22 protein-coding genes are annotated in these 22,878 nt (G+C 66.6%); 9 read left to right on the top strand and 13 right to left on the bottom strand.

The window, feature by feature from the left end; all coding sequences use genetic code 11:
• The first annotated feature begins 17 nt into the window (after nt 1-17).
• Complete coding sequence (locus tag EPO55_RS00175; RefSeq protein ID WP_296334332.1) at nt 18-1,115, top strand: linear amide C-N hydrolase; 1,098 nt, start codon at nt 18-20, stop codon at nt 1,113-1,115.
• A 4-nt stretch (nt 1,116-1,119) separates the two neighbouring features.
• Nucleotides 1,120-2,031 carry an ROK family protein gene (locus tag EPO55_RS00170; RefSeq protein WP_296334330.1) on the top strand — a complete coding sequence of 304 codons (912 nt, stop codon included), beginning with the start codon at nt 1,120-1,122 and terminating at the stop codon, nt 2,029-2,031.
• Here EPO55_RS00170 and EPO55_RS00165 read toward each other — a convergent pair.
• Together EPO55_RS00165 and EPO55_RS00160 are read right to left on the bottom strand one after the other, a co-directional pair.
• On the bottom strand, nt 2,028-2,837 hold the full coding sequence (locus tag EPO55_RS00165) for a DUF1849 family protein (protein WP_296334329.1): 810 nt from the start codon (nt 2,835-2,837) through the stop codon (nt 2,028-2,030). The two genes, EPO55_RS00170 and EPO55_RS00165, sit on opposite strands and share 4 nt — an antisense overlap.
• The gene (locus EPO55_RS00160) at nt 2,831-3,622 is read right to left on the bottom strand and encodes a DUF1849 family protein (RefSeq protein ID WP_296334326.1); all 792 of its coding nucleotides are present in this window, start codon (nt 3,620-3,622) and stop codon (nt 2,831-2,833) included. The genes EPO55_RS00165 and EPO55_RS00160 overlap by 7 nt, the downstream gene beginning before the upstream one ends.
• Before the next feature lie 179 nt (nt 3,623-3,801).
• Here EPO55_RS00160 and EPO55_RS00155 point away from each other — a divergent pair, with 179 nt between their 5' ends.
• Entirely contained in the window at nt 3,802-4,779 is a 978-nt protein-coding gene (locus EPO55_RS00155) for a D-glycerate dehydrogenase (RefSeq protein ID WP_296334324.1), read from the top strand.
• On the opposite strand, the gene EPO55_RS00150 is transcribed toward EPO55_RS00155, so the two are convergent.
• Together EPO55_RS00150 and aspS are read right to left on the bottom strand one after the other, a co-directional pair.
• Nucleotides 4,739-5,278, bottom strand: a complete 540-nt coding sequence (locus EPO55_RS00150) for a hypothetical protein (protein ID WP_296334322.1) — start codon at nt 5,276-5,278, stop codon at nt 4,739-4,741. The genes EPO55_RS00155 and EPO55_RS00150 overlap by 41 nt on opposite strands.
• 82 nt (nt 5,279-5,360) lie before the next feature.
• Nucleotides 5,361-7,166: an aspartate--tRNA ligase gene (gene aspS / locus EPO55_RS00145; protein WP_296334321.1), complete on the bottom strand. Its 1,806-nt coding sequence runs from the start codon at nt 7,164-7,166 to the stop codon at nt 5,361-5,363.
• Nucleotides 7,167-7,293: 127 nt separating this feature from the next.
• Here aspS and rnd point away from each other — a divergent pair, with 127 nt between their 5' ends.
• Nucleotides 7,294-8,451 carry a ribonuclease D gene (gene rnd, locus EPO55_RS00140; protein ID WP_296334319.1) on the top strand — a complete coding sequence of 386 codons (1,158 nt, stop codon included), beginning with the start codon at nt 7,294-7,296 and terminating at the stop codon, nt 8,449-8,451.
• Between the two features lie 8 nt (nt 8,452-8,459).
• Here the strand turns inward: rnd and EPO55_RS00135 are convergent, their stop codons facing one another.
• Nucleotides 8,460-9,965 carry a Ppx/GppA family phosphatase gene (locus EPO55_RS00135; RefSeq protein ID WP_296334318.1) on the bottom strand — a complete coding sequence of 502 codons (1,506 nt, stop codon included), beginning with the start codon at nt 9,963-9,965 and terminating at the stop codon, nt 8,460-8,462.
• Nucleotides 9,966-10,059: 94 nt separating this feature from the next.
• Nucleotides 10,060-12,225, bottom strand: a complete 2,166-nt coding sequence (locus EPO55_RS00130) for an RNA degradosome polyphosphate kinase (protein ID WP_296334344.1) — start codon at nt 12,223-12,225, stop codon at nt 10,060-10,062.
• Nucleotides 12,226-12,345: 120 nt separating this feature from the next.
• On the opposite strand from EPO55_RS00130, the gene EPO55_RS00125 reads away from it, so the two are divergent.
• Nucleotides 12,346-12,870, top strand: a complete 525-nt coding sequence (locus tag EPO55_RS00125; protein ID WP_296334317.1) for a histidine phosphatase family protein — start codon at nt 12,346-12,348, stop codon at nt 12,868-12,870.
• A 2-nt stretch (nt 12,871-12,872) separates the two neighbouring features.
• On the opposite strand, the gene EPO55_RS00120 is transcribed toward EPO55_RS00125, so the two are convergent.
• Genes EPO55_RS00120 through EPO55_RS00100 form a run of 5 tightly spaced genes read right to left on the bottom strand, consistent with a single transcriptional unit; the run spans nt 12,873 to nt 16,990 of the window.
• Nucleotides 12,873-13,652, bottom strand: coding sequence for an SDR family oxidoreductase (locus EPO55_RS00120; protein ID WP_296334316.1), 780 nt, complete (start codon nt 13,650-13,652; stop codon nt 12,873-12,875).
• A gap of 11 nt (nt 13,653-13,663) precedes the next feature.
• On the bottom strand, nt 13,664-14,125 hold the full coding sequence (locus tag EPO55_RS00115; RefSeq protein WP_296334314.1) for a DUF2147 domain-containing protein: 462 nt from the start codon (nt 14,123-14,125) through the stop codon (nt 13,664-13,666).
• A gap of 9 nt (nt 14,126-14,134) precedes the next feature.
• Nucleotides 14,135-14,827: a DnaA/Hda family protein gene (locus tag EPO55_RS00110; RefSeq protein ID WP_296334312.1), complete on the bottom strand. Its 693-nt coding sequence runs from the start codon at nt 14,825-14,827 to the stop codon at nt 14,135-14,137.
• Between the two features lie 7 nt (nt 14,828-14,834).
• On the bottom strand, nt 14,835-15,962 hold the full coding sequence (locus tag EPO55_RS00105) for an AI-2E family transporter (RefSeq protein ID WP_296334311.1): 1,128 nt from the start codon (nt 15,960-15,962) through the stop codon (nt 14,835-14,837).
• The gene (locus EPO55_RS00100; protein ID WP_296334310.1) at nt 15,941-16,990 is read right to left on the bottom strand and encodes a DUF2066 domain-containing protein; all 1,050 of its coding nucleotides are present in this window, start codon (nt 16,988-16,990) and stop codon (nt 15,941-15,943) included. Before EPO55_RS00100 ends, EPO55_RS00105 begins: the two co-directional genes overlap by 22 nt.
• Nucleotides 16,991-17,147: 157 nt before the next feature.
• Between EPO55_RS00100 and purM the strand changes: the two genes are divergently transcribed.
• From purM to EPO55_RS00085, 3 genes are read left to right on the top strand one after another with little or no spacing between them, the layout of a single operon-like run.
• Nucleotides 17,148-18,203, top strand: a complete 1,056-nt coding sequence (purM, locus tag EPO55_RS00095; RefSeq protein ID WP_296334343.1) for a phosphoribosylformylglycinamidine cyclo-ligase — start codon at nt 17,148-17,150, stop codon at nt 18,201-18,203.
• Nucleotides 18,191-18,841: a phosphoribosylglycinamide formyltransferase gene (gene purN, locus EPO55_RS00090; RefSeq protein ID WP_296334308.1), complete on the top strand. Its 651-nt coding sequence runs from the start codon at nt 18,191-18,193 to the stop codon at nt 18,839-18,841. The genes purM and purN overlap by 13 nt, the downstream gene beginning before the upstream one ends.
• 42 nt (nt 18,842-18,883) lie before the next feature.
• Nucleotides 18,884-19,087: an aa3-type cytochrome c oxidase subunit IV gene (locus EPO55_RS00085; RefSeq protein WP_296334306.1), complete on the top strand. Its 204-nt coding sequence runs from the start codon at nt 18,884-18,886 to the stop codon at nt 19,085-19,087.
• A 67-nt stretch (nt 19,088-19,154) separates the two neighbouring features.
• Here EPO55_RS00085 and ndk read toward each other — a convergent pair whose 3' ends face one another.
• The gene (gene ndk / locus EPO55_RS00080; protein WP_296334304.1) at nt 19,155-19,577 is read right to left on the bottom strand and encodes a nucleoside-diphosphate kinase; all 423 of its coding nucleotides are present in this window, start codon (nt 19,575-19,577) and stop codon (nt 19,155-19,157) included.
• Nucleotides 19,578-19,701: 124 nt separating this feature from the next.
• Here ndk and EPO55_RS00075 point away from each other — a divergent pair, with 124 nt between their 5' ends.
• Nucleotides 19,702-21,579 (top strand): ATP-binding cassette domain-containing protein, encoded by a 1,878-nt coding sequence (locus EPO55_RS00075; protein ID WP_296334302.1) that lies wholly within the window; start codon nt 19,702-19,704, stop codon nt 21,577-21,579.
• Between the two features lies 1 nt (nt 21,580).
• Here the strand turns inward: EPO55_RS00075 and EPO55_RS00070 are convergent, their stop codons facing one another.
• Nucleotides 21,581-22,801, bottom strand: a complete 1,221-nt coding sequence (locus EPO55_RS00070) for an MFS transporter (RefSeq protein WP_296334300.1) — start codon at nt 22,799-22,801, stop codon at nt 21,581-21,583.
• Nucleotides 22,802-22,878 lie beyond the last annotated feature (77 nt).

Below are 22,878 nucleotides of genomic sequence, written 5' to 3'. Positions count from 1 at the left end.
CAGCAAAGGAGAAGACCATGACGCCGCATCGCTCGAAGCTGACGGCTCTCGCGCTCTCCGCCCTTCTGCTTTCCTCATCGGCGATTGGCGCGGCATTGGCCTGCACGCGCACGCTCTATGTCGGCGCCGACAATGTGGTGATCACCGGGCGCAACATGGACTGGCAGGAGGACATGTTCTCCAACCTCTGGATCTTTCCGGCCGGCATGAAGCGCAATGGTGCCACCGGGCCGAAATCCATCGAGTGGACGTCGAAGCATGGCAGTGTCGTGGTCTCGGGTTACGAAGTCGGCAGCACCGATGGCATGAACGAGAAGGGCCTGGTCGCCAACATGCTCTATCTCGCCGAATCCAATTACGGCAAGCCGGTCGAAAGCCGGCCCAATCTTTCCGTCGCCGCATGGCCGCAGTTCGTGCTCGACAACTACGCCACTGTCTCCGAGGCGGTCGAGGCGCTGCGCAAGGAGCCGTTCAACCTGCTGGCACCCACCCTGCCGAACGGCTCGCCCGCGGCGCTGCATCTCGCGATCTCCGATTCCTCCGGCGACTCGGCCATCTTCGAGTATGTCGGCGGCAAGCTGGTGATCCATCACGGCAAGCAATACGCGGTGATGACCAATTCGCCCGTCTACGACCAGCAACTGGCGCTCGACGAATACTGGAAGGGGATCGGCGGCACGACCTTCCTGCCCGGCACCGCACGCGCCGCCGACCGTTTCGTGCGCGCCTCGTTCCTGCTCGGTGCGATCCCCCGGAAGATCGACAAGAATTTCATCAAGAGCGTGCCGGAGCAATCCTTCGCCTACCAGGCGGTGGCGAGCGTGATGAGCGTGCAACGCGCCGTCAGCGTGCCGCTCGGCTTGACCACGCCCAACGAACCCAACATCTCCTCGACGCTGTGGCGCACCGTCTCTGACCAGAAGAACCTGGTCTACTATTTCGACTCGGCGACCCGCCCGAACACCTTCTGGGTGTCGCTGGCCAAGCTCAATCTGAAGCCGGGCGCGCCGGTCAGGAAACTCACCATCCAGAACGGCGAAGTATTCTCGGGCGAGGTCGCCGGCGCCTTCAAGGACGCCGAACCCTTCAAGTTCCTGCCGGCGACGCCGCAATAGGCCAATGCGGATCGGCATCGACCTCGGCGGCACGAAGATTGAAGGCATCGTGCTCGGCGACGGCGGCATCGAGCAGGCGCGCCTGCGCGTGCCGACGCCGCAGGAGAGCTACGCGGCCACGGTCGATGCAGTGGCTGGCGTGGTACACGCCCTCGAGGCGCAGGCCGGCGGGCGCTGCCGGGTCGGCGTCGGCCATCCCGGCGCGCTGTCGCCGGCCACGGGCCTGATCAAGAACGCCAATTCCACCCACCTGAACGGCCATTCGCTCGACCAAGACCTGAAAGGCGCGATCGGCCATGACGACGTGCGCCTGGCCAACGACGCCAATTGCCTCGCCGTGTCCGAGGCCTCCGACGGTGCGGCGGCGGGCTGCAAGGTCGTATTCGGCGTGATCCTGGGCACCGGCGTGGGCGGCGGCATCGTGATCGACGGCAGGCCGATCACCGGCGCCCAGGCGATCGCCGGCGAATGGGGCCACAATGCCCTGCCCCTGCCGCGCGACGACGAACGGCCGGGCGTGCGCTGCTACTGCGGCGCCACGGGCTGCATCGAAACCTGGCTGAGCGGCCCCGCGCTGCAACGCCGCTTCACAGAGCGCACCGGCCGGCCCCTGCGGGCCACCGAGATCGCCGAGGCGGCGCTGGCCGGCGACGCCGGCGCGGCGGCCGAGATCGAACTCTACTGTGACCGCTTCGCCCGCGCGTCCGCCACCGTCATCAACATTCTCGACCCCGACGCCATCGTGCTGGGTGGGGGCCTGTCCCGCATCGCGCAACTCTATGCCCGCGTGCCCGAGTTGTGGAAGTCCTACGTGTTCTCGGAGCGCAACAGCATCGTCACCCGCCTGCTGCCGCCCCGCTATGGCGACTCGAGCGGCGTGCGCGGCGCGGCTTGGCTGTGGCCGGAGAGCGTCTAGTTGCAGACGGGCTTGGGCAGCGCCTCGAGGCGGGTGATCCGGTATTCGATGCCGTTCTCACCTTGCTCGTGGGTGCCAAAGAGCTCGATGCCGTTGTCGAGAGTGATGCTGCTCATCTCGAAAGCGGGTTCGCCCTGCCCCTTCACCTGGGCATCGAAGAAGCCGGCGCGGTAGTAGATCCGCGCGCGGCCGTCGACCAGTGCCTCGGCTCCCTCGGGAATCTTCAACTCGGCCAGCCGCCTCGGCACCTTGCCGATCAGGGCATTGACGGTCTGCGGCGGCTTCACCTTGTCGCCGAAGAAGAACAGCGCATCAAGGTCGCCCTCGTTGGCCTTGGCCTGGCGGATCGCGGCGCGCGCAAGCGCGACCGGGAACAACGTACCGGCCGGCAAAGCCGCCGTCTGGCCCTCGGGATCGACGAAGCGGGCCTGGCCGCTGCCGTCGTCGCCGATCATGGCCTCGCCCTTGAACAGGCTGGTCTGCTTGCCGTTGGCGGTCGAGCGGTGCTCGAAGGAGAGCTTCTTGCCGTCCCGGCTCTCCGTAATCTGCGACTGCTGCTCGCTCACGATGGGCGAGCGGCCGCCGGCGATTTCCAGCTTCAGGCGCTGATTGACCACATAACCGTCGCACGTGAGCTTGAGTTCGAAGGCGTAGGTCCCGGGTGCACCGCCGTCGGGCTTGCCCTTTTCCAGGGTCGTGACCGCGTAGACGGCGCGGTGGGGCGCGAACTCCTGCGCCGCCGATGGCGAAGCCACAGCGACAAGGATTGCGAGGAGGACGGGCGTGACCTGGCGAATGTTCAACATTTGGGCCTCGGCAGCGCTTGAAGTTGGACGAGACGAGCATCGACTGCGAAATCGCCGTAGTCGAGCAGCATCGACCGGGCGACACCGTTGCCCAGCAGGTCGAGCGCCAGCTCGTACTCGGGATTGGCGCCGTGGTCACCGGTCGCGAAGAAGGCGAAGCGGACACCCCACGCCGGTTGATTGCGCAGCAGCCCGACGTCGCCGCGAACCGCCGGCGCTCCCGTGGCACGGGGCGGGCGGCCGATCACGGCATTGACCTGGAAGGCGCCGTCCAGCCGGGCGCCGTCGAACACGCTGTAGGACGCCGATTGGTCGCCGTCGCGGGCGTGCCGGATGATGAGCGCGAGATGGGTGGTCGGGAACAGGGTACCGGCCGGAAGCTCGAAGCTGCGCGCCTCGGGCAGGGTGAAGGTGGCGCGGCCCTTGCCGCCCGTGGCGACGAGATCGGCATGGCCGCGCAATTCCTCCTCGACCTCGTCGTCCTGGATGTTGCGGACGCTGAAGCGCAGGCCCAGCCCATCCTTGGTCTCGTAGCTCGTAAAACTCGAATCGGTGCTGAACTCCTCGCTGTCGTTGCGCAGGAACTTGAGCTTGATCCGCTGCTTGACCTCCCAGGCATCGCACGAATCGACGTTCTCGATGACCATGCGACCGCTGACTTCGATGATCCCGCTGTTGGGTCGGGCGACCGACAGCTTCATGTCGTAGGTGGCGCGATGAGGTACCAGCACGACATCCTGCTGCTGGGCGTCGGCGACGCTTATCCACAGGCCGAGCAGCAGCACGGCGCCGACGGCGGCAAGAAGGGCCGCTGTTTGGACGCGAGGACGGCGAAAACTATACGTGGTCAACGGACAATGGCTGGGGGCTAGGCCTTGTAGCCGGGCGGCCAAGCGTAATATCCATGCGCGCGGAATACCAGAATGATCGCCTGCGGCAGGGCTGCACAGGGAGGATAGCGACCATGACCAATCGCAAACCCAGGGTACTGGCCACCCGCCACTTCCCGCCCGACGTCGAAACCCGGCTCGCGGCCAGCTTCGACGCCGTCCTCAACCCCGAGGACCGGCTTTATGACGGTCCCGCGCTGGTCAAGGCATCGGCCGGCTGCGACGGCATCATGTGCGCCGCGGGCGACGCCCTCAACGCCGAGACGATCGCCGCCCTGCCGGCTTCGGTCCGCATCATCTCCACCTTCTCGGTGGGCTACGAGCATGTCGACGTCGCCGCGGCGACCAAGCGCAACATTGCCGTCAGCAACACGCCGGATGTGCTGACCGACGCCACCGCCGACATCACCCTGCTCTGCCTGCTGGGGGCTGCCCGCCGCGCCCACGAGGGCACGACCATGCTGCGCACCCACAACTGGGTCGGTTGGAACCCCAACCAGCTCACCGGCGTGCATGTCACCGGCAAGAGACTCGGTATCCTGGGCATGGGCCGCATCGGCCAGGCCGTCGCCGACCGGGCCCGCGCCTTTCGTATGCAGATCCACTACAGCAACCGCAGCCGTCTGCCGCCCGATCTCGAAAAGGGCGCCACCTTCCACGCCAATGCCGACGACATGCTGCCCTACTGCGACTTCCTGTCGATCAACGCGCCGATGACGCCGGCCACCCACAAATGGGTCAATGCCGAGCGCATCGGCAAGCTGCCCAAGGGCGCGGTCGTCGTGAACACCGCGCGCGGCGGCGTCGTCGACGACGATGCGCTGATCGCCGCGCTCAAGAGCGGCCGGATCGCCTCGGCGGGCCTCGACGTGTTCGACGGCGAACCCAAGATCCACCGGGGCTACTACGATCTCGAGAATGCATTCCTGCTGCCGCATATGGGCTCGGCCACGGTCGAGACGCGCAATGCGATGGGCTTCAAGGCGCTCGACAATCTCGAGGCCTTCCTGCTCAAGGGGCAGGCGCCGCCCGACCTCGTGAAGGCTTCTTAGCCGAGCGCGCGACCTTGGCCTTCCTGGCCTTGGGCGCGGCAGGGGCCGCGGCGACGGGCTGAGCCGGCGTCGCATCGGCGACGGCCGTCACCGGTTCGGCCGGCGCGGGCGACGGTGTCGGACTGGACTTGTAGGCGGCCGCATCCCAGCTGGCGGCCGGCGCGTCGGGCGCAGGGCGCAGCGGCGGCCCGTACGTCGTGCCATCCTCGCTTACCGACCGTTGGGGCTCGTTGTAGTCGACGGCGTAGGGATCCTTGGCGCCCTCTTCCCGCTCCTTGCAGACCTCGCGGCCGCGGAACACCCGCCACAGGGCGCAGTCCTTCTTGGACACCATCGAGGCGAGATGATCGGTGGAACTCTTGTCGCTGGCCACCATCAGGCCGCCGTCCGCAGCATAACTTCCCGCCGTGATGGCGAGCGGCGCACCACAGGCTCCGGTCAAAAGGGCCAAGCCCACGACCAGCGGCAGAAATGAAATGGGGAGCCGAAAAGAGCTCATAATCTTCTTTATAAAAAGACTATAACTCTTTGAATATAATTGATTTTGTTGATTCAGTCAATTTGCACGAACAACACCACCCCTAGTCCTTCCTGGGGGGCGGCAGCCGCAAGCCGATGTGCAGTTCACGCAGCTTTTCGGCCGGCAGTTCGGCCGGCGCATCCATCATCAGGTCGACCGCCTGCTGGTTCATCGGGAAGCAGATGACTTCGCGGATGTTGGGTTCGTCGGCCAGCAGCATGACGATACGGTCGACACCCGGCGCGGCGCCACCATGCGGCGGGGCGCCGAACTTGAAGGCGTTCAGCATGCCGCCGAAGCGCGCCTCGACCTCTTCGCGGCTGTAACCGGCAATCCCGAACGCCTTGTACATGATCTCAGGCTTGTGGTTGCGGATGGCGCCCGAGCAGAGCTCGATGCCGTTGCAGACGATGTCGTACTGCCAGGCATTGATGGTGAGCGGATCCTGCGTTTCCAGCGCCTCGAGCCCACCCTGGGGCATCGAGAACGGGTTGTGGCTGAAATCGATCTTCTTGGCCTTCTCGTCGTACTCGAACATCGGGAAGTCGACGATCCAGCAGAAGCGGAACTCGTCCTCGGCAATGACGCCCAGTTCCTGCGCAACCTTGGTGCGCGCCTGTCCGGCGAATTTCCACGCCTGCTCCGGCTTGTCGGCGACGAAGAACACCGCATCGCCATCCTCGGCCCCGGTCAGCGCCTTCAGCCTGTCGAGGCGCTCGCCGGCGACGAACTTGGCGATCGGACCCTTGCCCGCGCCGCCTTCGAGACCGATGTAGCCCAGGCCCGGCTTGCCCTCGCCCTGGGCCCAGGAATTGAGCTTGTCGAAGAAGCTGCGCGGCTGGCTGGCGGCCTTGGGCGCACGCAGCGCCCGCACGACTCCCCCCGCGGCCACGATGCCGGCGAAGACCTTGAAGTCGGATCCGGCAAAGACCTCGGCCACGTCGACGATGCGCAGCGGATTGCGCAGGTCGGGCTTGTCGGTGCCATAGGTCAGCAGCGCCTCGGCGTAGGGAATGCGCGGGAACGGGAACGGCGTCACCTTGCGCGGGGCTTCGCGGCCGAAGCCCGCGAATTCCTCGAACACGCCGCCCAGTACCGGCTCGATGGCGGCGAAGACGTCCTCCTGCGTGACGAAGCTCATCTCGAAGTCGAGCTGGTAGAACTCGCCCGGCGCGCGGTCGGCGCGCGCATCCTCGTCGCGGAAGCAGGGCGCGATCTGGAAGTAGCGGTCGAAGCCCGACACCATCAGGAGCTGCTTGAACATCTGCGGCGCCTGCGGCAGCGCGTAGAACTTGCCGGGATGGAGCCTGCTCGGCACGACGTAGGAACGCGCGCCTTCCGGGCTGTCGGCGGTCAGGATCGGCGTCTGGAATTCGATGAAGTCCTGCTCGATCATGCGCCGCCTAAGCGAGGAGATGACCTGGCTGCGCAGCACGATGTTCTTGTGCAGCTTGTCCTTGCGCAGGTCGAGGAAGCGGTATTTCAGCCGCAGTTCCTCGGGCGTCGTGTCGTTCTCGATGTGGACCGGAATCGGCAGGGGCTCGGCCATCGACTGCACGACCATCTCGGCGGCGTCGAGTTCGACCTGCCCGGTGGCCAGTCGCGGGTTGACAGTGGCGGCGTCGCGGGCGACCACCTTGCCGCTGACCGTGATCACGCTCTCGCTGCGCACCGCCTCGGCGGTCTTGAAGACCGGGCTGCTTGCGTCCACCACCACCTGGGTCACGCCATAGTGATCGCGCAGGTCGATGAACAGCAGATTGCCGTGGTCACGCTTCCGCTGGACCCAGCCCGACAGGCGGGCTTCCTGGCCGACATTCTGCGGCCGGAGTGCGCCGCACGTATGGGTTCGGTAGACTGAAGACATTACATATTTTCCGGGTTTTATCGGCCCGGCAAAAGGCACGGATTGTCGTGCCAAGTCAAGGGAACGGCCCCCCTCCCGTGGGGTTGGCTTTGCCGGCAGCGGCCCCGCCCGCTATAGATCGCCTCCAATGAAGCTCATCACCACGACCGCCGAACTCGCCGCCTTCTGCAAGCCCTTGGCCGAGGCCGAATTCATCGCCGTCGACACCGAATTCATGCGCGAGCGCACCTACTGGCCCAAACTCTGCCTGGCGCAGGTGGCGGGGCCCGAGGATGCGGCCGCGATCGACGCGCTGGCCGACGGCATCGACCTCGCGCCGCTCGACGAGTTGATGGCCAACCCCAGGGTGTTGAAGGTCTTTCACGCCGCCCGCCAGGATCTCGAAATCTTCTACCTGCGCATGACGCAGGTGCCGCAGCCTCTGTTCGACACCCAGGTCGCGGCCATGGTGTGCGGCCATGGCGAGGCCGCGTCCTACGAATCGCTCGCCACCAAGCTCGCCAAGGCCAAGATCGACAAGTCGAGCCGCTTCACCGACTGGAGCCGCCGGCCGCTGAGCGAACGGCAGATCACTTACGCGCTGTCGGACGTCACCCATCTGCGCGTGGTCTACGAGAAGCTGAAGCACCAGCTCGAGAAGTCTGGGCGGCTGCCGTGGATCACCGAGGAGATGGCCGTCCTCAACGACCCGGCGACCTACCGGGCCGATCCCGAGCAGGCCTGGCGCCGGCTCAAGCCGCGCGGCTCCTCGCCCCGGCTGCTGGCGATCCTGAAGGAGGCCGCGGCGTGGCGCGAACGCACCGCGCAGCGCATCGACATTCCACGCCAGCGCCTGCTGCGCGACGAACAGCTGCTCGAAATCTCAAGCCACGCCCCCAAGACGATCGAGGAACTCGGCCTGACCCGCGGGCTCGGTCGCGGCTTCGCCGAGGGGTGGCAGGGTCGCGAACTCATGGAGGCCATCGAGCGGGCCCGCAGCCTGCCCGAGTCCGACCTGCCGACGCGCGACAAGCCCACCGAACAGCTCCGCGCGCCGGGCGCCGTCGTCGACCTGCTGCGTACCCTGCTCCGGCTGAAGGCCGAGCAGGCCGGCGTCGCCGGGCGCCTGGTGGCCAGCGCCGACGAGCTCGATCGCCTGGCCGCTGGCAAGCGCGACCTGCCGGTACTCAAGGGTTGGCGACGTGAGGTATTTGGTGCCGACGCCGTCAACCTGATCGAGGGCCGCGTGTCGCTGGCGCTCGCGGGCGACCAGGCGCGGCTGATCCCAGTGACACCAGCGACCTAGGTCGCGCCCTAGGCCGAGACGATCGTCGACTTGAGATCGAACGCTTCGGCGGCTGTCTGCAGGCGCCGGGCCGTGACATCACCCAACGCACGCTTCAGTTCCGCCGGCACGATCAGCCTCAGATCGCGATCGGTGCGCCTAAGCGAGATCTGCGGCAGCAGCCCGGGCGCGCCGCCCGAGAGGTTGTAGGCGAGCCTGAGGCAGGCGCCCAGCCGGCGCGCAAAGGCCTTGCCCTTGTTGTCTGAAAGCCGGAGCGCGGTATCCATCGTGGCCGACTTGGGATCGCTCTTGTAGCGATATGTCAGCGCCATCGCGAGAACGGCGCGATCGCGGTGGCTCATGCCTGGCGCCGGAAGATGCAGCACCCGGACATAGGCCTGCTCGGCGCGATAGTCGGGATGGTCGTTCCACGAGATGTCGCTCAAATGGCAGGCAGCGGTTCGCAGGATGCGGTCGGCCGGGCTCTCGTCGGCAAAGGCCGGGCTCAGCCAGTCGAAGATCTCGGCCGGCGACAGGTCGAAGCGCCGCCAGCCGGCCCCCTGCTCCTCGGCGAAGGCAATCAGTGGATGACGCGCCCGCTCCGTCTCGCTCAGACGTTCGTGATAGAAGCCCTCGCGCAGACCGAATGCCGAGAAGACGACCGTCTTCGGCTTCAGCGCCACCAGCAAGCGATCAAGCGCGAGACAAGCGAGCGGCAGGGTGTCGACGCGGCGGCGCGACACGCCCGGCATCTTCTCCAGCGACTTGGCGCTCTGCACGGCGATCAGCCGGGCGACCGCGCGTGCCTCTTCGGCCGCGATCTCGTAATGGTGGATGATATGCAGCGGGTAACCCGCCTGCTCCATGTGCAGGCGCGCGAAGGAACGCCAGGCGCCGCCCACGGCGTAGAAAGTCTTGCCGGTTTCATCGCGCAGCCAGCGCACGCTCTCGACGGCATCGACCACGGCGCGCTTGGGGTCACCCTTGCCCGAGGACATCAGGCGTAACGGTCCGACCGGCAGCGTGCTCGACTCGCCCAATTTGCCGTCGGCCAGCGCCACCAGTTCGAGGCTGCCGCCGCCCAGGTCGCCCATCACGCCACTGGCGTCGGGCATGCCGCAGATCACGCCCAGGCCGGAAAAGCGCGCCTCGTCCCGGCCGCTCACGATGTGGGCCTTGATTCCCGGCCGCCGCTCCAGCTCGCGCATGAAGTCGGCGCCGTCGGCGGCGTCGCGAACGGCCGCCGTCGCCAGCAGGTCGAGCGACGTCACCTTCATGTTGTGCGCGAGCGTGGTGAATCGGTCGATGTTGGCCAGCGCCATCTCGACGCCTTCCGGGTTGAGCCGGCCGGTGGCGTCGAGACCACGGGCGAGGCCGCACAGCACCTTTTCATTGAACACCGGCAGCGGGGCACGGCTCGCCCGCTCGTAGACGACGAGACGGATCGAATTCGAGCCAACGTCGATGATTCCAACGCGGCCCTTTTCAGGCGGGTGAGGCTGAAGTGGCGCGCCCGCGGTCGGTTCACCGTCCATGCGCGCTCCCTCTACCCCAAACCGGACAGGATTGCAGCGGCGATACGGGCGCGACGCGGCGACGCGGACGGCGCCGGAGACGCCGCTGGCGGGATCAGGACTTGAGAACCAGTCGCGGGACCGCTCCGCTCAGCTTGAGGGCGCTGCCACGGCCCGACAGCGACGGATTGGTCATGAAATAATGGTGCGCGATGAACGGCTCCTTGCCCGGATGGGGCCGGATGTAGGTGCCGTCCGGCGTCATGATCCAACTCTGGCCGTCGTCCTTGAGGTTGGCGACCATGATCTGGTCGAGCACCTGTTCGTGGACCGTCGCGTTTTCAACCGGGCAGAGAAGCTCGACGCGGCGATCGAGGTTGCGCGGCATCCAGTCGGCCGATGAGAGAAAGACATTGGCTTTCGGCGATGGCAGCGCCTTGCCGTTGCCGAAGCACATGATGCGGGCGTGCTCCAGAAAGCGGCCGATCATGCTGCGCACGCGGATGTTGTCGCTCAGGCCCTTCACGCCGGGGCGCAGGCAGCAAATGCCACGGACTACCAGGTCGACCTGCACCCCCGCCTGCGAGGCCGCATAGAGGCGGTCGATCAGGCCGGAATCGACCAGCGAATTCAGCTTGATCCACATACCCGCGGGCTTGCCTGCCCGGGCGTTGGCGATCTCGGCGTCGATCTGGCTGTAGAGCTTGGGCCGGAGCGTCACCGGCGCGAAGGCGATCTTCTCCATCTGCTCGGGGCGGGCGTAGCCGGTCATGTAGTTGAACAGGCGCGCGGCGTCACGGCACATCGCCGGATCGCAAGTGAAGAACGACAGGTCGGTATAGATGCGCGCCGTGATCGGATGGTAATTGCCGGTACCGAAATGGACGTAGGTGCGAATCGCCTGGGCCTCGCGGCGCACCACCATCGACACCTTGGCGTGGGTCTTCAGGTCGATGAAGCCGTAGACCACCTGCACGCCGGCGCGCTCGAGATCGCGCGCCCAGCGGATGTTGGCCTCCTCGTCGAAGCGCGCCTTGAGCTCGACCAGCGCCGTCACGGTCTTGCCCGCCTCGGCCGCCGAGATCAGCTCCTTGACGATCGGCGAGTCGTGGCTGGTGCGGTAGAGCGTCTGCTTGATCGCCACCACCGCCGGATCGCGCGACGCCTGGCGCAGGAACTGCACCACGACGTCGAAACTTTCGTAGGGATGGTGCACGACAATGTCCTTGGCGCGGATGGCAGCGAAGCAATCGCCGCCAAAATCGCGGATGCGCTCGGGGAAGCGGGCATTGTAGGGCACGAACTTGAGGTCGGGCCGGTCGTCGACGATCACCGCCTTGACGTCGCCAATGTTCAGCATGCGATCGAGATGGAAGACGTGCACGGTCGGGGTCTGATCCGGAATCTCGAGCTGGTCGAACAGGAAGTCGCGCAGCTCGGCCGGCATGGCGCTGTTGATCGAGATCGAGATCAGGTCGCCACGTCGGCGACGCTTGAGTGCGCTCTCGTAGAGCAGGACGAGATCCTCGGCTTCCTCGTTGATCTCGACGTCGCTGTCACGGATCACGCGGAAGAAGGCCTGCTCGATGACCTCATAGCCGGGGAAGAGCCGCGGCAGGTAGATGTCGACCAGATCCTCAAGCGACAGGAACCGGATTGAAGTCCCCGGCAACCGAACAAACCGGTCGACCTGCGACGGCAACGGCAGCAGCGCCATCAGAGGTCGGCGGTCATCCTTGCGCTGCAGCTTGAGGATGGCGGAAAAACCGCCGTTGACGATGAACGGAAACGGGTGAGCCGGATCGATGGCAAGCGGCGTCAGGATCGGGAAGACCTGGTCGATGAAGTACTGGTCGAGCCAGGCGCGCTCGGTGGCGGACAGTTCGTCGGACCCGACGACCGCGATGCCGGCCTCCCGCAGTTCGTCCCGGAGGGTTGCCCAAACGTCCTGCTGGTGAGCCATCAGGTGCGAGGCCTGGTCGCGGATCGCCAGGAGCTGCTCGGCAGGCGTCATGCCATCATCGCTCAGCAGCGTCGACCTTGTCTGCAGCATGTCGACCAGACCGGCGACACGGACCATGTAGAATTCATCGAGATTGTCGGCCGAAATCGACAGAAACCGGACGCGCTCGAGCAATGGATGGCGCTTGTTGCTGGCCTCTTCGAGCACCCGCATGTTGAAGGCGAGCCACGACAGCTCCCGATTGATGAAGCGCCGCGGGCTGTCCGGGGTTATGTCCAGCGCCGAGACTGGCTCGGCTGTCGTTTCGAGGGCGTCCATCATTGCCCGGAGCGGGGCGTCTCCCAAAAATTGTTCACAGAAACGGTAACGCCTCTACATGACGGTGTCATGGCAATTCACTAAATACTTGTTTTCAAAGCGTTTTCCGGGACAAAGACAGTGAAGACAATTCTCCTCCTGCGACATGCAAAATCGGCCTGGAACGATGCCGGATTAAGCGACCATGAACGTCCGCTCAATCGCCGCGGCGAACGGGCCGCCAAGGCTGTCGCCGACCATCTGGCCCAGCACGGCCCGCGCCCCGATCTGGTCCTGTGTTCCACGGCCACACGAGCCCGCCAGACCCTCGCGCCTCTGGTCAAGCAGCTCGGCAGCCCGGCCCCGCCGCTGTCGCTGGAGGACGCGCTTTACCTGGCCTCCGAGGGCAGTCTGCTGGCGCGCCTGCAGGCGCTGGCCGACGACGTCGCCACCGTTCTGCTGGTGGGCCACAACGACGGCATCTGGCAGCTTGCCGAGACGCTGGCCGGACGCGGCGCCCCTGCCCGCCTTGCCGCCCTGCGTGAGAAATACCCGACCGGCACCCTCGCCATGATCCACGTCACGGTCGGGTCGTGGCGCGACCTCGCGGCCGGCTCAGGCGAACTCCTCGCCTTCGTCCGGCCGCGCGATCTCACGGGGCGGTGATACTAGTAGGTACCCGGATACTGACCGCCGTCCATCAGGACATTCTGGCCGGTCATGTAGCTCGCGTGCACACTGCAAAGGAACGCGCACATGGCGCCGAATTCCTCGGCCGTGCCGAAGCGGCCGGCGGGATGCGCCTTGGCCGCCGCCTTGTACTCGTCGTCGAAGCTGCGCCCGGCCTTGGCGGCACGCGCCTTCATGGTGCCGCGCAGGCGGTCGGTATCGAACGGCCCGGGCAGCAGACCGTTGATGGTGACACCATGCCTGATCGTCGTGCGCGAAACGCCGGCGACGAAGCCGGTAAGGCCGCTGCGCGCCCCGTTGCTGAGGCCCAGGATGTCGATCGGCGCCTTCACCGAGCTCGAAGTGATGTTCACGATGCGCCCGAAGCCGCGCTTCATCATGCCGTCGACCGATGCCTTGATGAATTCGATCGGCGTCAGCATGTTGGCATCGATCGCCTTGATCCAGTCGTCGCGCTTCCAGTCGCGGAAGTCGCCCGGCGGCGGCCCGCCGGCGTTGTTGACGATGATGTCCGGTTCGGGACAGGCGGCGAGGACGGCGTTGCGCCCCGCCTCGGTCGTGACGTCGACCGCGATCGCGGTCACCTTCACGCCGGTCGCCTTGCGGATCTCCTCCGCCGTCGCGTCCAGTTCGGACTTGGTGCGGGCATTGATGACGAGATCGACGCCCTCCCGCGCCAGAGCCATGGCGCAGCCCTTGCCCAAGCCCTTGCTTGCCGCGCAGACGATCGCCTTGCGACCCTTGATGCCCATATCCATTTTTCTGCTCCCTACTTCGCGCGTGTCCATATCTGGGTCTCGCCGAACATCGGCGAGCCGACGTAGCCACGCAGGCGGAGCGTGCCGTCCGGTTGCAGGCTGATGTTGGCCGAGTAAGTCTTGCCGTTCTCGCCGTTGTAGATCTGGCCGCTCTCAAAAGCGTTGGGATCCGACGTCTTCTTGAAACCCCAGATCAGCGGCATGCCCAGTACCTTGCGGCTGCGCAGCGCCGGGTTCTCGTTGCGATAGTCGGTCGCCACGTCGGGCGCGACCACGACGCCGTCCGGCCCCTTGGGATTGATCAGGCCAACGATGAAGCCGCAGAGCGCGCCGCTCGCAGGGTTCGCGCACGGTTCGATCTTGACCTGTGCCACACCCGAAGCCGTCAGCCATGTGCCCATGACAGACTGCGCTTGGGCGGAGGCCGCCGGAGCAATTGCCGCGAACAGCGCGGCCAGGAACAGCTTTCTCATACTTCCTCCCTACGTCGTCGGCGACATGCCGGACAATTCTCCCAGGACGTCGGCGGCCAACCGCCGATCGATCTCCCGCTGCTCGATCAATCCACGGCGATCGAGCGCCGCCACGACACGCCGCGCAGCTTCTGCCGACCGTTCCATGTGCGACACCAGATACTGCACGACGCCGGCACCAGCATGCAATTGCCTGTCGCCGAGCTGCTTCAGGATGATCGAACCCAGCAGTTCGTCGTCGGGAGGCGCCACAGCCACGGCCGGTGCGGCCCGCAGCCGGGACGCCAGATCGGGCAGCGCGATTGACCAATGAGCCGGCGGCAAGGCGGACGTCAGCAGCAGGTGGCCTCCGCGTTCGCGCAGCAGATTGTAGAGATGGAGCAGCCCCCGCTCCGGGGCGCGCTCCGCGCCCTCGACGACGATCGCGGGCGAGGCCGTTGCCATATCGGACAGGTCGGCCACGCTCTTGCCCTCGAGGGCGGTGCCATCGACCACGACGGCGCCTGAGCGCGCCGCCCAGATGCGGGCGAGATGGGTCTTGCCGCAGCCGGTCGGGCCGCTCAGCGCCAGCGCAGGCGCCGGCCAGTCGGGCCAGCGATCGATCCACGCCAGAGCCTCGCGATTGCCGCCGGCGACGACAAAGTCCTCGCGGGCATAGGTGGGCGGCGGCAACGCGAGTTCGAGGGTGAGTTGATTGGGCATCGGCCGATCAGCCGGATGAGTTGCCGCGATAGATCGCACTCTCGCGGTAGCGGCCGAGCAAGTGGCGCACGATCACGCCGATCACCGCCGCCGTCGGCACCGCGACCAGGATGCCGACGAATCCGAACAGCGAGCCACCCGCCAGCAGGGCGAACATGATCCACACCGGATGCAGCCCAACCCTGTCGCCGACGAGCTTGGGCGACAGCACATTGCCTTCCATGGTCTGGCCGAAAAGAAACACGGCCGCGACTTTCACAACGCCGATCCAATCCGGTGGAAACTGGACCAGCGCCATGCCGATCGCCATCACGGCGCCGACGAAGGTCCCGACGAACGGAATGAACGATATGGCGCCGGCGATCAGGCCGATGACCAAGCCGAACTGCAGCCCGGCCAGCGACAGGCCGATGGCGTAGATCGAGCCGAGGCAGAGGCAGACCAGCGCCTGGCCACGCACGTATCCCGCGATGGCGGCGTTCGACTCGCGGGCAAGCTTGCGGACGGTGTCGGCATGGTCGAGCGGCAAGCCACTGTCGATCGCGGCAACGACCTTCTCCCAGTCGCGCAGCATGTAGAACGTCACGACCGGCGTGATGAACAGCAGACCGAGAAGATTGATGAGTGCCACGCCCCGTTGCGCGACCTGGCCGGCAACGCCCCCCACCATGGCAAGCGCCCTGCCGGCCCACTGGCCGGCCTCTGCCTGCAGATCCTGGATGCTGAGAGGCTGCAACCCGAGCTTCTCGCGCAGAGGCTCGATCAGCGGCTGGATGCGCATGGATGCCTTCGCCACGTACTCGGGCGCCTTCACGATCAGCGCTTCCACCTGGCCGAGCAGCGGCGGCAGGATGGCCATGGCGATGCCGACGGTAAGCAACACGGCCACGATGGTCACGGCAGTCGTGGCCATCGTGCGCGAAAGGCCGAGCCGCTGCAGGCGCGCGACGACGGGGTCGAGGAAATAAGCGACGACCACGCCGACCACGAACGGCAGCAGGATGTCGTTCAGGAGCCAGAGGATGAGCAGGAAGACGGCCGCCGCCGCCAGCCAGAACCGCCAGCGGCCACCAATCGCCGGCTGAGTCACGTCGCTGCTGCCACTTTCGGTCGTCACCGCGGCTGCAGCCGCCACTGATCGGCTTCCTTGTCCAGCCGAAGGCCAGCCTGCGCCAGGGTGCGCTGGAGCTCGTCGGCCGTGCCATAGTATTCGAGATGCAGCTCGGCGCGGTCCGACTCCAGAGAACGCACGACCACGCTCTTGACCGCCGGCACGCCACCCAGCCGCTGCCGTACCTGCACCCAGTCCCCCAGCGCCCGGATTGGCACGACCACGTCGATCGCATCCTGCGAGTCGCGGCGGACGACTGCGATGCTGCGCCACTCGTCGTTCACCCGCGCATGTACCTTCTTGGCAGCCTCGGCGAGCTGGCCGGCGCTCTCGACCGGAACCTTGGCGATCTCGCTGCGGGCACCGGTTTGCGTGTCGTAGCGGATGCCACCGACACTGAGCGCGCCGGAGTCCTTGTCGCCCTCGACGATGGCCACGATGATGGTGGGGGCGCGATAGCGTTCATTCAGGCGCGACAGCGCGGCGACGTCGCCGACATAGGCCTGCTCGGACGTCAGCAGGTTCTGGTCGACGGGATCGGCGCGGATCACGGTCACGGGCACGGCGCTGCCCGCCGTATCGAGGGTCCGCCATGCCTCGCGCCAGGCATTGCGGTCGTCCAGCGGCTCGACTCCGGCCTTGCTCTTCCACAGCGGGATGAGCAGGGCCGGGCGCGCGACCGTCTCGACCACCTTCACGCCACTGTCGGCGAGCCAGGATTTGGCCATGTCGGCGGCGAATACGACGTTCAAAGTGGCGATGTAGCGGTTGGGTGCGGAGCGCTCGCGGACGAATTCGACACCGCGAACCATGCCGTCCAGCCGGGCATCGTCGAGCGGCGGCACGCGGCCGCGGTCCTCGGCCGCCACGAGGCGATCGACCAGCATGCGCGAGGCCCGGCGCTTGGCTTCCTGGATGCCCTGCTCCCGCGCCTTGACCGCATCGGTGGCATTCACGTCGACATCAATGCCGGTGATCGCATAGGAGTTACCGCCCCCTCCCTGCGCAGCGACGCTGCCGCACACGGCAAGGGTCGCCAGCAGAATTGCCACGATCGTGGAAAACCATCGGCCTATCGGCATTGCGGGGGTCCGGTTTTTGGCTATGTTCGCGCCAACTATCTAGCACGCCACCTGATCTAGCACGAATGAGCATGGCTTGAAGCCCGACGCCCCGAACGACAGCAAGGGAGGCCACAACAGGCCGCCCCTGACCTACAAGGACGCCGGCGTCGACATCGATGCCGGCGACGCGCTGGTCGAGCATATCAAGCCTTTGGCCCGCGCCACCGACAGACCGGGCGTCCTAGGCGGCCTGGGCGGCTTTGGCGGCCTGTTCGACCTCAAGGCGGCGGGCTTTCGCGATCCCATCCTGGTGTCGGGCACCGACGGCGTCGGCACCAAGCTTAAGGTGGCGATCGAGGCCGGCATTCCGGACACGGTGGGAATCGACCTGGTGGCGATGTGCGTCAACGACATCGTGGTCCAGGGCGCCGAGCCGCTGTTCTTCCTCGACTACTATGCGAGCGGCCGTCTCGACGTCGACGTCGGCCGGCGCGTCGTGGCCGGTATCGCCGAGGGTTGCCGGCGCGCAGGTTGCGCCCTGATCGGCGGCGAGACGGCGGAAATGCCCGGCATGTATGCCGACGGCGACTATGATCTGGCCGGTTTCACAGTCGGCGCCGCCGAGCGCGACGAACTGCTGCCACGGGCCGACATCGCGGCCGGCGACACGGTGCTGGGCATCGCCTCGAGCGGGCCCCATTCGAACGGATATTCGCTGGTCCGCAGCGTCGTCGCGCGAAGCGGTCTTGCCTACGACGCACCCGCACCCTTCGCCAAGACGTCGCTGGGCGTGGCCCTGCTCGAACCGACCCGCATCTACGTGAAGCAGGTTCTCGGCGTCGTGCGGGCGACCCGCGCCATCAAGGGGCTCGCCCATATCACCGGCGGCGGCCTGCCCGGCAACGTCCCGCGCTGCCTGCCTGCGGGAACGCGCGCGCGCCTCGATGCCCGGCAGTGGTCGGCGGCGCCGGTCTTCCGCTGGCTTCACGACGTCGGCCACGTGCCGACCGACGACATGCTGCGGACCTTCAACTGCGGCCTCGGCATGATCGCCGTGGTGGCCAGGGACGATGCCGCGCGAGTCACGAAGGCGTTGGCCGAAACCGGTGAGACCGTGCACGAGATCGGCATCGTCGAGCACGCGCCCGGCGACGAGGCCGACTGCGTCGTCGAGCATGCCGACAGCCTATGGCGAAGCTGAAGGTCGGAATCCTGATCTCGGGCCGCGGCAGCAACATGGCGGCGCTGATCCGGGCAGCCCAGGCCGCCGACTACCCGGCGGAGGTCGCCTGTGTCGTCAGCAATCAAGCGGGCGCGCCCGGCCTCAAGGTCGCGGCCGATGCCGGCATCGCGACGGCAGTAGTGTCCCATCGCGGCCACGCCGACCGCGAGACCTTCGATCGTGCCCTGTCGGCCGAGCTGGAACGGCACGGCGTGGAACTGGTCGTTCTCGCGGGCTTCATGCGGATTTTCAGCCCGTGGTTCCCGGTTCGCTGGGCCGACCGGGTGATCAACGTCCACCCGTCGCTGCTGCCCTGCTTCAAGGGCCTGCATGTCCAGCAGCAGGCACTCGATGCCGGTGTTCGGTTGAGTGGCTGCACGGTCCACTTTGTCATTCCGGACCTCGACGCCGGGCCGATCATCGCCCAGGCCGCCGTGCCGGTCCTGGCCGGCGACACCGAGGAAACACTGTCGGCCCGCATCCTGCGCCAGGAGCACCGGCTCTATCCGCTGGTCGTGCGCTGGTTCGCCGAGGGCCGCATCGCGGTTGCCGAAGGCCGGGTCACGGTCCGCGACATTCCGCCCGGCGCCACCCTCCTCTTCTCCCCCGAAACTTAGTTCGCTATAAGATCGCTACGAGATTTCAACGAGGATCGAGACATGGCCGACGCACAGGACGATTACCCCGCGCATCTGGAAACCTACACGTCCTTCAACAAGCTGGTCACGTTCACGCTGCTTTGGATCGTGCTGTTGCTGGTCAGCATGGCACTGGGACTGGTCGGCCACATGTCGATCTTCGCGGTGTTGCTCGGTATCGGCGGCACCGTGGCCCTGCTGGTGGCCTTCGCCGTCCTAGGCTGACGCAGCGGCCAAGCCCGTAAAAGAAAAGCGGCCCCGGGGGCCGCTTTTTTCGTCTCTACTTGGTGCCTCAGCCGACGATTTCAGCGCCGGCGAAGAAGTAGGAGATTTCGATCGCGGCATTCTCGGGCGAGTCCGAACCATGCACCGAGTTGGCCTCGATCGATTCCGCGAAATCCTTGCGGATCGTGCCGGCGGCGGCATTGGCGGGGTTGGTCGCACCCATGATCTCTCGGTTCGCGGCGATGGCGTTCTCACCCTCGAGCACCTGCACCACGACCGGGCCCGACATCATGAACTTGCAGAGGTCGGCGAAGAAGGGGCGCGCCTTGTGCACGCCGTAGAAGTGCTCCGCCTGCGTGGCTGTCATCCAGATCCGCTTCTGGGCCACGATCCGCAGGCCCTTTTCCTCGAAGCGGGCGTTGATCTTGCCGGTCAGGTTCCGGCGTGTCGCGTCCGGCTTGATGATCGAAAACGTGCGTTCGACGGCCATGGAATCCTCTTGAAGACAAACACTTAGCGAATGGGCGCGCCTTATAGACGCGAGGTTTCGGCCCGGCAAGTCGGCCGATCCGGCTTGGAATGGGCCAGCATCGCATGCTAAAGGCCGCCGCCCCATGCTCCATATCAGCGAGATTTCCTTCCGCCACGGCGAGCGCGTGCTCTTCGATCGCGCCTCAGCGGCCTTTTCCGATGGCTGGAAGGTCGGCTTGGTCGGCCGCAACGGCGCGGGCAAATCGACGCTGCTGCGCCTGATCCAGGGCCAGATCGAGGCCGACAGCGGCGAAATCAACCTGATGGGGCGCACTCGCGTCGGTTCGGTGCCCCAGGACCCGCCCGGGGGCGACATCACCGTCCTGGACGCCGTGCTGGCGGCCGACGTCGAGCGCAGCGCCCTGATGGCCGAGGATGCGACCTGCCACGACGGCCTGCGGCTGGCCGAGATCCATGCCCGCCTCGACGAGATCGGTGCCGCCTCGGCGCCTTCCCGCGCCGCCTCGATCCTGCATGGCCTCGGCTTCGACAACGAAAAGCAGGCCCGACCCTGCGGCGAGTTCTCCGGTGGCTGGCGCATGCGCGTGGCGCTGGCCGGCACGCTGTTCAGCGACCCCGATCTGCTGATCCTCGACGAGCCGTCGAACCATCTCGATCTCGAGGCCATGCTGTGGCTGACCGAACATCTGAAACGTTTCCGCAACACCGTTCTCATGGTCAGCCACGACCGCGACCTGCTGAACGACGTGTGCGACCACATCGTCCATATCGATAACGAGAAGCTGGTGCCCTACACCGGCAACTACGATTTCTTCGAGCGCACGCGTGCCGAGCGCCTGGCCAACGACGCCGCCCAGCAGGCCAAGGTCGCGGCACAGCGCAAGCACATGCAGGCCTTCGTCGACCGCTTCAAGGCCAAGGCCAGCAAGGCACGCCAGGCGCAGTCGCGCATGAAGATGATCGAAAAACTCGGTCCGGTGGCCAGCGTGCCGATCGAGGAACGCGTCTCTTTCAACTTCCCCTCGCCCGAGATCCTTGCCTCGCCAATCGAGACGCTCGACGAAGTTTCGGTCGGCTATCCCGATGGTCCCTTGGTGCTGCGCAATCTCGACCTGCGCATCGACATGGAAGACCGCATCGCGCTGCTCGGCCAGAACGGCAACGGCAAGTCGACCTTCATCCGCCTGATCTCACAGCGGCTGGAACCGCGCGAAGGCAAGCTGAAGAAGACTCCGCGGCTCCGGGTCGGCTATTTCTCGCAGGACCAGGAAGAGAGCCTCGACTACGAGGCGACGCCGTTCGACCACATGAACCGCGCCCTGCCGGGCTCCGGGGAGGCCAAGGTCCGCGCCCAGCTCGGCCGCTTCGGTTTCTCGCGCGACCGCGCCAACCTCAAGGTCGGCGTCCTCTCGGGCGGCGAGAAGACCCGCCTGCTGCTGGCGCTGGCCACCCGCAACGCGCCGCACATGCTGCTGCTCGACGAGCCGACCAACCATCTCGACATGGATGCCCGTGCCTCTCTGGTCGATGCCATCAACGATTTTGAGGGCGCCGTCGTGCTGGTGAGCCACGATACGCATCTGGTGAAGATGGTGGCCGACACGCTATGGCTGGTCGCCGACGGCACGGTGAAGCCGTTCGACGGCGACATCGACGAATACCAGGCAAAGCTCCTGAAGGAACGCGGCGCCAAGCCGGCCAAGCGCGACGAGCGCCCGGCCGATGCCGGCTCCAGGAAGGACCAGCGCAAGGCCGCGGCCGACAACCGGGCCCAGAAGGCGCCGCTCAAGAAGGCGGTCGACAGCGCTGAGAAGATGCTGGCGCGCCTCACGGCGCAACTGGAAGGGGTCATGGCCAAACTCGCCGATCCGGCGATCTATGCCGGCCCCGGCGCGATCGTCACGGACCTGCAGCGCGAGAAGGCTCGCCTCGAGCGCGAGGTCGCCAATGCCGAGCAGCGTTGGTTGTCGGCCCAGGAAGCCTTCGAAAAAGCGGCTTAGGTCACTCCGCGGCGACGGCCCGCGGCGCGCTCGCCTGACGGATGGTCAGCACCACGCCCGCGTTGACCACATAGAGCCCGATCGCGATCCAGAAGATCGCCGCCGGCAGATGCAGATCCATCAGATAGCCGAACAGCGGTGGCCCGACGAGCGAGCCGACATCGAGGCCGGAATAGACGAAGCCGAACACCTTGCCCGAGGCGCCAGGCGGCGTGGCATTGCGCACGATCATGTCGCGTGACGGGTTGGTGGCCCCTCCGGCAAACCCTGCCAGCGCCAGCAACGGCAACAGGGCCGCCGGCGTGACGGCCAGGGCGGCGACCGGCACCGTGAGTGCGGCGGCGACGAGAAGCCCGCCCGATGCCACGAGATCGTGGCGCTTCACACTGTCTGCGAAGAAGCCTCCAGCGAGCATGCCGGCGGCCGAGCCGACCATGAATACGATCAGGCAGAGCGCGGCGTAGCGTTCGGTAATGCCGAACATCTCCACCCAGGCCGGCACCGCCATCTGCTGGATTCCTACCGTGTTGACGGCGATCAGCGCGAAATAGGCGAAACAGAGCAGGATCGAGGCCTGCAGGAAGAGGCCGAGCCCTGCCTTCGCGCCGTCCGCGGCGGCGGCGGCGCGGACCTCGACGCGGTGGTCAACTAAGTACCGGCGATGGCTCAACACCAGGGCGGCCAGGATCAGGCCCGGCACGGCGCCGATCAGGGCCGCGCCCGTGCGCCCCACGAGGTCGTCTAGGAAGTAGATGATCGGCGCCGCGGCCCATCCCAGCGAACCGCCGAGGCCGTGAATGCTGTAGGCCCTCCCCAGCCGGCGGTGATTCACCGACGAATTCAGGACGGCGAAATCGGCCGGGTGGAAGACGCAGTTGCCGATGGCGCCAACGACCGAGATGGCGGAGAAGGTCAGGAACGAGTCGGCCAGGGCAGTGAGCGCGAGCCCGACGGCCGCCAGCGCCAACCCGCCGGCCAGGATCGGCCGTGCGCCGAACCGGTCGACGGCAAAGCCCGCGAGCGTCTGGCAGATGCCGGAAACCGCGTAATAGATCGCCCCCAGCGCCCCCACGTCGGTGAACGACAGCCCGGCCTTCTCGCGGACGATCAGCAGCATCGTGACAAAGGCCAGTTGGTAGTAGTGGCTGGCGCCATGGGCGACGCCGATCAGGCTGATGACCCGGACGTCACGCTCCAGGGGGGCTGCGGCGGTAGCGGACATGGAACCCTCGTTTGGAGGCCAATGATAGACGATCCGCAGCGCGGTCGTTTGCGGAATTGAGCGCAGGAGGCATGCGT

The sequence above is a fragment of the Reyranella sp. genome, assembly GCF_004296935.1.
Taxonomy (GTDB): Bacteria; Pseudomonadota; Alphaproteobacteria; order Reyranellales; family Reyranellaceae; genus Reyranella.
Note: the sequence above shows the minus strand (reverse complement) of the source record. Positions and strands in the feature narration are given on the sequence as shown.